General features: G+C 34.4%; 11 protein-coding genes and 1 other RNA gene. 7 read left to right on the forward strand and 5 right to left on the reverse strand.

Annotated features, from left to right (window positions below):
• Window positions 1-58 precede the first annotated feature (58 nt).
• From rnpB to ACXR6G_RS11795, 4 genes are all read left to right on the forward strand, one after another.
• An RNA gene (gene rnpB / locus ACXR6G_RS11780) (RNase P RNA component class A) lies at window positions 59-422 on the forward strand.
• A 159-nt stretch (window positions 423-581) separates the two neighbouring features.
• Entirely contained in the window at window positions 582-992 is a 411-nt protein-coding gene (locus ACXR6G_RS11785; protein ID WP_458361632.1) for a DUF134 domain-containing protein, read from the forward strand.
• Window positions 989-1,312 (forward strand): NifB/NifX family molybdenum-iron cluster-binding protein, encoded by a 324-nt coding sequence (locus tag ACXR6G_RS11790; protein ID WP_458361633.1) that lies wholly within the window; start codon window positions 989-991, stop codon window positions 1,310-1,312. The genes ACXR6G_RS11785 and ACXR6G_RS11790 overlap by 4 nt, the downstream gene beginning before the upstream one ends.
• A gap of 12 nt (window positions 1,313-1,324) precedes the next feature.
• Window positions 1,325-1,690: a NifB/NifX family molybdenum-iron cluster-binding protein gene (locus ACXR6G_RS11795; RefSeq protein WP_458361634.1), complete on the forward strand. Its 366-nt coding sequence runs from the start codon at window positions 1,325-1,327 to the stop codon at window positions 1,688-1,690.
• An 80-nt stretch (window positions 1,691-1,770) separates the two neighbouring features.
• Here ACXR6G_RS11795 and ACXR6G_RS11800 read toward each other — a convergent pair whose 3' ends face one another.
• Window positions 1,771-3,816, reverse strand: coding sequence for a BatA domain-containing protein (locus tag ACXR6G_RS11800; RefSeq protein ID WP_458361635.1), 2,046 nt, complete (start codon window positions 3,814-3,816; stop codon window positions 1,771-1,773).
• A 25-nt stretch (window positions 3,817-3,841) separates the two neighbouring features.
• Window positions 3,842-6,181: a TonB-dependent receptor gene (locus ACXR6G_RS11805; RefSeq protein WP_458361636.1), complete on the reverse strand. Its 2,340-nt coding sequence runs from the start codon at window positions 6,179-6,181 to the stop codon at window positions 3,842-3,844.
• 263 nt (window positions 6,182-6,444) lie between these two features.
• On the opposite strand from ACXR6G_RS11805, the gene tnpA reads away from it, so the two are divergent.
• From tnpA to ACXR6G_RS11820, 3 genes are all read left to right on the forward strand, one after another.
• Window positions 6,445-6,900, forward strand: coding sequence for an IS200/IS605 family transposase (tnpA, locus tag ACXR6G_RS11810; RefSeq protein WP_458361637.1), 456 nt, complete (start codon window positions 6,445-6,447; stop codon window positions 6,898-6,900).
• 391 nt (window positions 6,901-7,291) lie between these two features.
• The gene (gene rocD / locus ACXR6G_RS11815; protein WP_458361638.1) at window positions 7,292-8,521 is read left to right on the forward strand and encodes an ornithine--oxo-acid transaminase; all 1,230 of its coding nucleotides are present in this window, start codon (window positions 7,292-7,294) and stop codon (window positions 8,519-8,521) included.
• Window positions 8,522-9,042: 521 nt separating this feature from the next.
• Entirely contained in the window at window positions 9,043-11,013 is a 1,971-nt protein-coding gene (locus ACXR6G_RS11820; protein WP_458361639.1) for an SUMF1/EgtB/PvdO family nonheme iron enzyme, read from the forward strand.
• 297 nt (window positions 11,014-11,310) lie between these two features.
• Here the strand turns inward: ACXR6G_RS11820 and ACXR6G_RS11825 are convergent, their stop codons facing one another.
• From ACXR6G_RS11825 to ACXR6G_RS11835, 3 genes are all read right to left on the reverse strand, one after another.
• Window positions 11,311-12,207: a hypothetical protein gene (locus ACXR6G_RS11825; RefSeq protein WP_458361640.1), complete on the reverse strand. Its 897-nt coding sequence runs from the start codon at window positions 12,205-12,207 to the stop codon at window positions 11,311-11,313.
• Window positions 12,208-12,352: 145 nt separating this feature from the next.
• On the reverse strand, window positions 12,353-12,637 hold the full coding sequence (locus tag ACXR6G_RS11830; RefSeq protein WP_458361641.1) for a winged helix-turn-helix domain-containing protein: 285 nt from the start codon (window positions 12,635-12,637) through the stop codon (window positions 12,353-12,355).
• A gap of 7 nt (window positions 12,638-12,644) precedes the next feature.
• Window positions 12,645-13,259 (reverse strand): hypothetical protein, encoded by a 615-nt coding sequence (locus ACXR6G_RS11835; protein ID WP_458361642.1) that lies wholly within the window; start codon window positions 13,257-13,259, stop codon window positions 12,645-12,647.
• Window positions 13,260-13,494: the final 235 nt, after the last annotated feature.

A 13,494-nucleotide genomic window follows, 5' to 3' on the forward strand; every position in this document is an offset into this window, starting at 1 on the left:
TTTTAGAAGAAAGGCGGATACATAATATCACATACTCGTAAAAAAAATTATCTTTGCAGCGGCAAACCGTTCTATCGCTGTTTCGCAAGAAAGAGAGGAAAGTCCGGGCAAGGCAGAGTACCATGCTTCTTAACGGGAAGATAGGTGAAAGCTTATAGTAGTGGAGCAGAAAATAACCGCCTTATTTTTTCGGAAATAGGGTAAGGGTGAAAAGGTGAGGTAAGAGCTCACCAGTGCTTATGGTAACATAGGTAGCTGTGTGCCTCATGGCTTGCAAGACCAAGTACACCGACAGCTGTAGATCTTACTCGATCGATGTCGGGGGGTAGGTTGCTCGAGACATATGGTGACATATGTTCTAGATAAATGATAGAAGTTCCTTTCGAGGAAAACAGGACCCGGCTTATAGGTTTGCCACCTTTTTAATTAACTTTGATTCTTATTTAGAATCAAAAATACAATATTGCCTAAAGGGCGAATAGAAAACGATCTCAAATATAGAGATCGTTTTTTTTTTTTTGAAAAATAGCAGTTTAGAACATATGTCCATTATATTTGTATCGCAATTGAAATTATAGTTTATGGCACGACCCAGAAATAATTCTAAAATTCAGATTCCACCTCGAGTAAAAGGTTTTAACCCTCAGGGTTTTTATGCCAAGCCTTCGGAGGCAATTTATTTGAATGTTGAAGAATTTGAGGTAATCCGATTACTTGATTATGAGAATTTATCTCAGCTCGAAGCTTCGAAGATTATGGAGATTTCTCGACCAAGCTTGACAAGAATTTATGATCGTGCCCGAAAAAAAATAGCTCAGGCTCTTATCGAGGTACATCCAATTCGTATTGAAGGTGGAAAAATTGTTTACGATGAGCATTGGTATCAGTGTGGTAAATGCAAGTCGCACTTTAGTAATACCGATGGACAAGAAGTAACAAATTGTACTTTGTGTTTAAGTTCTGATATTTTAAAGGTGGAGGAAGAAAAATGATAGCAGCTATTCCCGTAATGAGTAATGATAAAGAAGCTCAGCTTTCTTTGAAATTTGCAAGAAGTCCATTTTTCGCTTTGGTAGATCGTGAGTTTAATACGTATCGATTTATTGAAAACCCTTTTGCTGAAGATGAAAAAGGCGTAGGACCGAAGATTTTATCCTTACTGTGTGAAGAAAATGGCGTTGGCTCTTTTGTTGCCTTCGAGCTAGGGTTGAAATTGCAACAACATGCCAAAACAAAAGGCTTACAGTTTATTATTCTAAACGAAAACAATAACAAGCTCGTTGATATTCTTAAGTTGATGGGACTTGAATAAAAAAAAATACAAATGAAGATAGCTATTCCAACTAAAGACAATCAGGTAGATTCGCATTTTGGACATTGCGAACATTTTTCGATTGCAGAACTAACAGCAGATAATAAAATTAGTAGTATTGAACTAATGGCATCTCCAGAAGGATGCGGTTGTAAATCGAATATTGCCATTCAGCTTGCCGAAATGGGAGTTAGAGTAATGCTTGCAGGAAATATGGGACAGGGTGCTGTCAATAAAATATCTCAGGCTGGGATTCAAGTTTATCGAGGATGCTCAGGAGATGTTCGTGAACTCGTAGAGGCATATCTACAAGAGCAAGTTAAGGATTCGGGTACCACATGTGCTGGTCATGGTGAAGACCATGTTTGCCAACATTAAAAAATAAGTAAGTAGTAGTTTAGGAAAGAGGGAAAAATGTAATATGCATTTTTTCCTCTTTTTTATATCACATTATTTTGTTAGAAAAATCTAAATTTCTGTACGAGCAACTCCATAATCAGGAATGTGAAAGCTAGAATCAGAAATAACTTCCAAAAGGATTTGCCCTCTTTTTGTTCTTCGACCATGCTTTTTATGTCTATAGTATCCAGGTCGAATAAATTATAATTGAGTTGATATTTCTCCAATAGATCATTGATCTCTCCAGAGGAATAGAAATTCAAATTTGATTCCTGACGAGCGTAATTGAAGGAAATGCCCGATAGGATTTGTTCTGATTGACTTATGAAATAGTTCCCAGCTTCTTTTATTTGTCCGTGCGCATTTAATAATAAGCCTCTATCAAAATGTGTTATTTGTTCAGGAATAAGATCGATGCCCAGAACCTTATTTTCGATATGAAACACCGCTTTTTCACGATTTTGTTTTAAACCATTTGCAATAGCGTATTCATTTGAGTTTAGCTTGTAATAAAGTGGTGAATGACTTTTGTTATTCATTGCAATATTAATTAAGCTTGGAACGAATAGTGGGTGTTTAATGGCATTCGTCCATTTGGGATCGAACTTAAAACTTGAAATGTAGAGTTTGCCTTGGCCTACTTTATATTGAGAGAAAAGACTTTCACCTGACTTAGTCTTCCAAAGTGGAATCTTAATTTGATTCTTTGCTTCGCTCAATTTAAAATGACGATAGACTTGAGGTAGTCGCGCATCTTCCTTTAGTTTCTTAAATACTTCTTTATAGATTTCAGCATTTAGTTCTATACTGGCAACAGTTGTAGTAAGACTATCAACTTGCATAAACTGGCCTGAACCTAATTCGCTCAAAAGCTCGTTGTTTGAATCATTATTTTCATCCTCTGGTAGAACTAGAACCTGACCACCTTGGTTCAAATAATGTGAAATATTCTGTCTGAAACCACTTTGCATATCCGAAAGCTGGTTCAAGATAATAAGCTTGGTTTTACTCAGTTCTTCTTGATGGAATTGTGATTTATTAATATTCCGAAGTGTAAAGTATTGTTCATTAGAGAACAATTGACTTATGTAGCGATTCTCTTTTTCCTGATTGATGCTTATGATTTCAGCACTATTCTGAATTTTATAAGAGAAGTAAAGTCTGTTATCGTAAGTAATTGGGTAATCACTTATTTCAATTTTTCCTGAGTAGATACCTGATTTATTATTTTTGTACCTCAGGCTTAACTCTTTATTCTCTTGAGCTTCAATATCGAAATTTGAAACCGTTTTTAAGCTATCGTTGATATAGAGTTTGATTGGGATTTTGCGGAATCCCTTATTCGATGAGTTGTAAATTCGAATTCTTAGCTCTTCGTTTTGATTCACTTTATGAGCTGGATTTTCAAACCAACATGAATCGATATATAGGTTATTTCTACTCTGAGTAGACAAGGGCATCAAGCTAATGTTCAAATTGCTATCTTGAGGCATTTTATCGAAATCAGCCTGATATTTTTGGAAATCTGAAAATAGATAAACTTTATTGTTCGTAGTAGGCTCTATTAGGGATGATTCTTTCAAAACTTGTGAAAAAGTTTTGCTTGCTGATGTTGGTTGTATCTCTTGTAGTTGTGTTATAGCACGCTCTTTATTTAAAAAGGGTAAGTTAGCTTTACTGTCATTATCGGTAATCTTAATTTGAATATCTTCCGAAAAGGAATTAACAAGTTCTATAGCCTTTACTTTTGCAATTTCAATTGCAATCCCTTTTTCAGTTTCGGCATTCATACTAAAAGAATTATCCACATATATATGAGCCGTATTATTTTGATTTTTATCTATAAGAGAGGTGTTTCTATTGGGAATAAATGGCTGTGCAAATGCAATAATTATACATGCCAAAGCTAATAAACGAGTTAGGAGTAATAACCAGTTTTTTATTTTTGATTTATTCTTATTTTCTGCAGTAACGCTCTTTAGAAACTTTAGACTACTGAAGTAAATTGGTTTAAATCGCTTAAAATTGAATAGATGAATGATGATGGGAATTATCAAGCTAATGAGTCCCCATAGTATATTTGGATTTTGAAAATGTAAAGGCATATAAACGCTTAAATATTAGATTCGTTTAGAATTTTGCACTCAACTTTAGGTTCAATTTACGAGCCGTTAGGTAGTTGGGTATGGCATATTGATTTCCTCGAATATCGTTGATCCAAAGGTAGGAAACCGTATTGTTAATATCGAATAAATTAAAGATTTCAAGACCAATCCACATCGATTTAAAATGCTTAAGTAATCCTTTATTTTTTACTTTATTACTGTCAAGAAGTTCCTTTGAGAAACCTAGGTCGGCTCTTTTGTAATGCGGCATATTAAAACTTTGCCCTTGTTTGCCTTGTTTTGGAACCCATACCGGTAAACCTCCTGCATATATTAGAGTTAGGTGCATTTTGTATGTGGGATTTCCTGGCATGTAATCTTGAAAAAACATGGAGAAATTAAAACGCTGATCGCTTGGGCGGGCAATATATCCCTTGTTGTCACCCAAAATATCTTCACGCGTTTTCATTAACGAAAGACTAATCCATGATTCTGTATCAGGTACATATTCCCAGTTCAAACGAAATTCTAGTCCTGCAGAATAACCTTTAGCTTTTTGATCGCCATAATATCGCAAGCGCACATTCTCAATATCGTAGGGGATGACCGATTTTAAATCTTTATAATAGAGTTCGGAAGATAAACGGAAATCACGTTCTTTAATCTTAAACAGATATTCGTGGGCAAGTGTATAATGCCAGGCTTCTTGAATATTAAGCTTGGAACTAATACTCCCATCAATTCTCAAACTCTCTCTATAGGATGGCATTTGTTGATAATTACCAATAGCTAAACGGAATTTCATTTTCTTTTCCCAATTGGGCACAAAGTTCAATGAAAAGCGTGGTGAGAGAAAGTAACTTTTGCTGTATGTCCAGTGATGGTAGCGAAGACCTGCTGTTAATTGAAAATCACCAGAACCATTGCTGAAGGTGTAATTCCCTTGCGAGTATCCACTTAGGTGAGTTCCCTTAATACGATTTACAGCTTGACGTGAGTAGGCAAGACGTGTTTCTGAATCAGAAAAAGGAACAGAGTAGCCCGCTGAGTCTCGATATTGCCATTCGTTTATTCTATCATCAACCTTTTCGTGTAAGGCTTTTAAACCCCACTGTAGATGCAAATTACCAAAGTTATGATCTGCTTTTAGTTTGATGCTTTCCACATTTCGTTCAAGCTTATTATTGGCATGATCGAGATAGGTTCCGATACCAAGATTTTCCAGTGTTTCATCCTTTTCGCCCCCCTGACTCATAAATAAATCTTGAAGGTAGTATTGAGCTTGAATATCGAATCGTTCTTTTTCTGTGGTGGCGTATCTATTGGTGATCAGTTGAAATAGACTTTTGCTGTTGGGGCGATACTTTAGAGTAAGAGCTTCCATATCGCTAATGTATTCGTCCTTTTCCTGACCATCAAAATACATTTTTAACTGAAGGGCATCACTAATGGTTCCAAAATTGGTTTCTCTATCCTTAGGTTTAAACCCATATTTGTTTTGACTAATATTTGCCCATAGGTGAAGACTCCATTTCGGATTGAATGAATAGTTTACTAAGGCCTGGAAATCTTTATACTTGGGATTATAATCGCCTTCGGTATCCAAAGATGCCAATAGGTAGCGAGTGGTTTTATATCTGAATCCTGCAAGATAGGACAGTTTACCATTTTTACTGGCATTGGCAATATGAGCACTAGTCCCCAATAGACTTACATCTACTGATGCTTCAAACTGACGGGGAATTTTATATTTGATATCCAATACCGATGAGAGTTTATCACCATATTTGGCATCGAAACCACCAGCTGAAAAGAGAACCGAAGAAACCAAATCTGGATTTATAACGCTGAGTCCTTCTTGTTGACTAGAACGAATAAGACTCGGACGATAAACTTCAATGTCATTAATATAAACCAGATTCTCATCAAAATTACCACCTCTAACATTATATTGTGAGCTAAGCTCGTTGTTGGAACTCACACCTGGTAGTGTCTTTAATAGATTTTCTATGCTTTCTCCACCAGCTGAAGCAATTTTATCAATTTCCTTGGTCTGTAAATAAATGCCTTTATTCTGTAACTTAATTTGAGCTTTAATATCAACCTCATCAAGTCCTTGGCGTTTCTCTTTTAGTGTCGGATTATAAACCTTTGTTTGTCCAGACTTTAGAATGAATGTTTTCTCAAAATTCTGATAAGCAATATGAGTAAACTGTAGTGTTAGATTTTTGTTGGCCTCATAATGAATTAGGTACTTGCCTTCTTTGTCTGAGGTTGTGGTTTGTGAATTCATGGTATTAATAATATGCACACCATATAGAGCCTGTCCTTGCTCATTTTTAATAATTCCTTTTATGCTTGCCATATTTTGAGCCTGCAGCCTTGGGCATATGCCTATAAGGATTAGTGTAATATAGAGGGAAACGATTTTGTGCATTATAAAAGTCCTAGATGTGAATATAGAAGAGGCTAAGATACAACAGATCCTTAAAATTATGATTAGAGATTTCAATTTTATTGGTCAAGAGCTTTTGTTTATTCATTTACAATTGATTAAATTGTGTAAGAGCTTGATTTTTAATGTGTAATTAAGTTTTCTTCTGTTTTGTTTTAATGAAAACTCAGCTTATGGGACAATCAATATCACAACTCTATGTTCATTTAACATTCAGTACCAAGGATAGAAAGCCCTATATTCAAGAAATATGGGAATTAAAGCTATATGCTTGCTTTTCTGCTGTTTTTCAGAAATATAAATGTCCTATCCTAAGGATAAATTCTGTGACTGATCATGTGCATATTCTATTTTGTTTGTCTAAAGATCAGGCATTGAGTTCTCTTGTGGATGAGCTTAAAGAGGAATCAACAAAATGGATCAAGTCTATAGGTAATATTAATAAGGATTTTGAATGGCAGGATGGGTATGGAGCATTTTCTGTAAGCCATTTTCAGGTTGATGTTGTCACAAGATTTATTCAAAATCAGAAAAAACATCACGATAATAAGACCTATAAAGAAGAAGTTGATGAAATAATGGAACAGTTTGGGGTTATTGAGTACGATGCGTCTTATTTCTGGAATTAGTCAGAATTAATCCTGTAAGGCTTGTTTTCACTGTAAAAACAGAGCGTATAGTTCTGTTTTTTTTGATATTTCGATTTAAAAATTTCCAAAGAAAAATTTAAGAAGAGCATAGGGGTAATAATTAACAGTAAATTTTGATGCAATTTTTTATTAGGAAAATGAAATGATCTGTATCTATTGGATGAAGCATAATATTAGAATAAATTTACTGTTAAGCTTTATTATACTTGTCGTAACTAAAGGCTTTGCGGTAGATTTTAAAAGATGTTAATTGACATGAAAATATTATGAATAGATGTTTGTTTTGTGAAAAAAAATAACAAAATTGTGCTCACCAAAGATTCAAAATTATTAAACCCAAAAAATTACAAACCTTATAAATGTTATTTTCATGACCACTACAACAAAAATGACCGCAGCAGCCTATATGGAAAAAGAGTCTAAATTTGGAGCTCATAATTATCATCCACTTCCAGTAGTGCTTGAAAGAGGAGAAGGCGTACATGTTTGGGATACTGATGGGAAAAAATATTTCGATTTCCTTTCAGCTTATTCTGCTGTTAATCAAGGACACTGTCATCCAAAGATCATTAAGGCAATGGTTGATCAGGCTCAGAAATTAACTCTAACTTCTCGAGCGTTTTATAGCGAAAATCTAGGAAGATATGAGGAATACGTAACAAAGTATTTCGGATACGATAAAGTATTACCAATGAACACAGGTGCCGAAGCTGATGAAACAGCTCTTAAGCTTGTTCGTCGTTGGGGTTACGATGTAAAAGGTATTCCAGATAATGAGGCTAAGATTATTGTATGTGATGGTAACTTCCACGGACGTACTATTACAATCATCTCTATGTCTAATGATCCAGATTCATATAAAGGATTCGGACCATTCACACCAGGTTTTGTTTCGATTCCTTACAACGATGTTGAAGCATTGGCTAAAGAATTGAAAGATCCAAACGTATGTGCATTCTTGGTTGAGCCTATTCAAGGTGAGGCTGGTGTTTATGTACCAGAGCATGGTTTCTTGAAGAAGGCTTTCGATTTGTGTAAGGCAAACAACGTTTTATTTGTTGCTGATGAGGTTCAAACAGGTATTGCTCGTACAGGTAAGTTATTAGCAGTAGATCACGAAGGTGTTCGTCCAGATGTATTGATTCTTGGAAAAGCAATTTCAGGTGGTGTTGTACCCGTATCTGCGGTATTAGCTGATGATGATATCATGCTTTGTATTAAGCCAGGTGAGCACGGTTCTACTTTTGGTGGTAACCCAGTTGCTTGTGCTGTAGCAATGGCTGCTTTAGATGTTATAAAAGATGAGAACCTTGCTGAAAATGCTGAAGCTATGGGTATTATCTTCCGTGAAGAATTATCAGCTGTAAAATCTGATATGATTGAACTTGTTCGCGGAAAAGGATTGCTTAACGCGATTGTTATTAAGCCTAAGGGTGGTAAAACTGCTTGGGATGTGTGTATGCGTCTTCGCGACAACGGTATGTTAGCTAAGCCAACTCACGGACATATCATTCGTTTTGCTCCTCCATTGACAATTAACGAAACTCAACTTCGCGAAGCGATTGAGATTATCAAGAAAACAATGGCAGAATTCGAATAGACAACGAATTTATAATTATATCAATGGGACAGTTCGAAAGAGCTGTCCCTTTTTTCATTTAAATTCTTCTATCAGTTAATATCTTAGTATTAATACTATACCAAATTAACATCACCAACCTTATAAACCGTTCTTTTTAGATGTGTTTTTGTTAATTAAAGGTAAGATAACTCGTCTATCATTTATTTTTTGTCTTGATCTTATTAAAATAATTCATTTTTATTTAAAGCTGATTTTGAAATTAAAATGGTGTTAGTATTTATAATAATTTAACAAGTAGGGGTTTTGTTGAGAGGTGAAAATATCTATTTTTGCAGCGGATTGAGTTAAATATATTTTGTGTCTAACGCTATAGAAGAAATTGGGATACAAAATACTCTTCACAGTACCTCTACTGTGTGCTATAGCATAAGTTGTTTTTAAAAACATCTAACTTATGCGGCACGCCATATTCGCCTGATTCCTCATCAGGCTTAATCACTTGTCTCATAAGTAGGTTTTAATGTTTACTTATCTATTTTATGAGACAGAAAATTCTTATTGTATTGTTGAGCTTTATTTTATTTTCATGCGATAAGCAAGAAAATAAAATTGAAGTTATTAATTCCTTTGAGTTGAACAATTTAACGGCAACTCAGATATCCTTGAATGAGATAAAAATTAGTTGGGACAAACCTAAATGGAATTTCAAAGATGTAACTGTATCTGTAAGTTCGGATTTCACAAATTATTATCCTAAAATAGAACAACTCAAAGGTCAGGTAGTTGAATATATCGAAACGATTATACCAAGTGATGGTTCTATATATAATTTTACGGTCTATACTTCTTCTGAATATGATACCTCTGCAGAAACCAAGGTCTCTATGAAGACAATATTTCAGGCGCCTAAAAATACAGTCATTAAAAGAATCAATAACGATATAAACGTTATTTCTTGGCATTATGATTTTATAGATGGGATGACATTCTACATAGAGAAATCAACCGATAAAATTGACTGGACTTTAATGACAAATGAGGTGGTGAAGGACGGAAAAGACAAAACGTTATTTTCAATCGCTGATAGCGAACTACAAGCAGGTCTTGAAACTTTTTATAGAGTTCGAGTTAGATACGCTGAAGGTGAATCACTAATTGCAGATATTAGCATTTCGGGTTCTCTAATAGCCCCTTCTGATATGACAGCTAAAACATTGTCGCCTTCGAATATTGAACTGAATTGGAAACATCAGAAAGATGATGCAACAAAGTTTGTTATTGATAAAAAGACAGATGATCAAGATTGGCTTGTAGGATATGCCGAAGTTGATATCAATACATTGAAATATATCGATACGAAAGCTTTGAGTGGTTATAAATATGCCTATAGAGTTCGTGCAAAAAACGATGCAGAACAAACTACTAATATTGAAGTTTCCATAGATAGACCAAATCTAACTATTGAAGAGATATACCCTTTAGGAAACTTGAAAACACTACCTAAAGTATTGAATATTCGATTCAATAAGGAAGTAAAACTTTTTAAGGATAATAGAACTTTAAACCTGTATAAGTACAAGGATAACAGTTTGGTTGAGTCGTTTACAATAAAAAGTTCAAATGTTGTTTACAATTATGTATATGTATCGCTGGCAAATAAATTAGATTACGACACAGAGTATTTCTGTACGTTCGAAAGCGATATGGTTTATGATGAGAATTTCATTACCAATGTTTCACTAACCGATAAAGAGCTTATTAAGTTTAAAACCCCTGTATTTATAACAACTGAAATGATAGCTGTTAAGGGTGGAATCTTTGAAATGGGTTACCAAGATCCAAAATTTGCATTATATCACCTTAAGCATAATGTAACATTAGATGACTTTAATATCGGGAAATATGAAATTACAACCACGGAGTATTGCCAATTCTTAAATAGTGTAGTTGTTTCTGAACAAGGTGTTTATAATGGAAAAGTTATGATCGAGAATTTATGGTTTCAAAATGTAAATATTCAATATAAGAATGGCTCATTTGCACCGGCATCAGGATATGAAAACAAGCCAATTCTTTATGTGACCTGGTATGGAGCTTATGAGTATTGTAAATGGGCAGGCGGAAGACTCCCAAGCGAAGCCGAATGGGAATTTGCTGCTCGAAGCGGAATTCATAATAAAACAGATTACAAGATAAATGATATTTCGTGGAATATGGATAACTCTGGAGAAGGGGGGAATACAAGATTACATGATGTAGGAACAAGAATGGCAAATGAACTTGGTATTCACGATATGCTGGGTAATGCTTCGGAGTGGTGCAACGATTGGTACGATAAAGATTACTATAAGGTAAGTCCAACGCATAACCCACAAGGACCAATAAGTGGAACCACAAAAGTTTGTCGAGGAGGAAGCTTTAATAATGGTACTCCAGTGAATTATTATGAAAGAATATTTACTTTTGAACCTGCTTACGGTGGGTTAAAAGGATTTAGAATTGTAAAGTAAATACAGCAATAGTTTAAACAAAACAGGGGGTACTGGCCACAGTCTAAACTGAATATCGTGTTTAAAGATCATAAAAGCCCAAACTCCAAAAGAGTTTGGGCTTTTTTAATGCCTTCCCCTTATTTTGTATGCTCCTCAGATCTTCCTCTGTTGTTGAGCTATTGTGTCACATTTATTTAAGTTTTGAACTAAAAATCTAAGAATGTTATTTTAAGGTAGTGAGGGGATAGTTCGAAAGAGTTGTCCCTTTTTTTGTTAGTTTCGACACACAAAAGGATAAAACACTTTTACGTTGTGCTAATTATTTTGGGGCCCTGTGCTATTATCAGAATTTGTTGAAACCTGTCCGAATGTCTTTGTAATCTGAATTTCAGGAGTATTAGAGTAAATTTCTTGTAATTCAGAAATATTATCAGCATCAATGGATTTCATTAATTCACTAATTCTGTTTAGTAAATCTATGTGTTCAGCTGTTAATTGCTTATCGTTTTCAAAAGCATATTCCAATATTGGCGCATATTTATTAATTGGATATTCGGTTCCCAATATGGATGCCAAATCTGTACAAACTTTACCTACTATCGAAACCAATCCGCGATATCTACGGGGTATCCCATATAGTCTAGGATCTATCTCCCCTTTTTGTATTTTTAACCATAAATCATTACTAATGTCAAATTTTTCCCGGTTAAAATCAACCATATCCATACTAGGATCTACAAGTATCCAGCGCTTATCATCTTCATTCCAGACCTCACATATTGTGTGACTAATATGAAATCCAGGTATAATATAGGTGGCATGCCCAAAACGTACCCTGGCGGGTATTCCACGATACTTTAATATTGATGCTAGTAAAATAGCATTTTGGTTGCAAGCCAGAACAAGTCGAGCTTCAGGTTTTCGATCATGCACAATCCCAGAAGAGTCATAGGATATTAGCCCCTCTAAAATCGATTTAACTGATGGATACCTAAAGGACTCACTCCATCTCTCTTTGGGGATTTGTTCACGATAATTTGGCAATTCAGCATAGGGATGAATAAACTGGGATCTGATTAACTTGCAAAGTTCTGCTAATGAATCTGGAAGGTTTTCATACATATATGCATATTCTCCAGGATCGGTATATGAACTATATTGTCGGTAGAATTCTAATAGTGAGATATCAATAGGTTCATTGGTTTTTTTCATTGACAACGCATCAGATTCATATAGGCTTGTTTTGGTACTACAAACTCCCATCAACGTGGAAATCAATAAAATTGATAAAGTGTTTTCCATGATTTATAAAATTAAGTAGTTAAAAATATAAACTAAATTGATAAAAAAAATACGATTAGGGATTAAGGTATTTTTTCAAATTATTCACATAGGATTCAAACGCCTTAACTCCTTTGGCAGTGATTGTTAACATGGTTTTAGGATAATTATTCATAAAGGTTTTTTCTACACTAATATATCCTGCTTCTTGAAGCTTCTTAATTTGTATACTGATATTACCTGCGGCAGCTTTCGTTTCTTCTTTAATATGCGTAAAATCTACTTTCTCTGAAGCTACCAGCATTGAAATAATTGTCAATCGCAGTTGTGAGTGTAATAAAGGATCTAAATCGTTGTACATATTACTATTATTTTGCTGATTTTAATAAATATCCTGGTATCAGATAACCACAAACTATGGCTAAGCCAACAATTAATGCTATGTTCTCATTTAATACAAAAGTTGAAGCAATACTGAATATAAAAAATGCAATACCTCCAAACATTAAAGGTTTAAACTTAATAAATAAGCCTGTAGTTGTTGTTGCAATACCTGCGATTAACAACATTAATGCCGGTGGAACTATATCTAACTTAAAACAAAGAAATATCGCAACAAAGAATCCAGCAGCTGTTGCATACCAAAGATTTTTGATATAACTATCTAAATGGCTGTATACTTTCTTTTTCTTATTTGTTTTACGTTCCATAAAAAACAATATTATAAAACCAATTAAACTAAACAAAAACCAATTGCCAATGCTAAAAAGACCCGTAAGCTCCCAATTTCCGAGCTTTAGTTCATGTGCTTCATAGCCCTTTAAAATTTTTAAGATAATGAAATGTGAAAAGCTGGCAAGAGATAAGACCCAACCCCAAAGGAGAAATACTGTCGCATTTTCCTTATAATTCATCTTGAAATTGCCAATAGCCTTATTAATTATGTTAAAACTTTCTTCCGGTGTTAAGTTCTTTGTTTCCATAATTTAATTGTTACTTTAGTACAAATATAAACTAGTTAATATTATTAACCAAATAAAGTTGATTATTTTTTTAAAATTTTGCCGTGTATAAAGTCATCTTTAGATAAAAAGGAAGAGTTGAATAAATAACAAAGACACGCCAACAAAAGCTAAATTTCATGGGTGGTGACGAGCTGTCTGATCCCGATAGCACAATTAATGAAGACTAACAAGTCAGTTATGGTATCAACCATCT

The organism is Ancylomarina sp. YFZ004 (assembly GCF_054254355.1).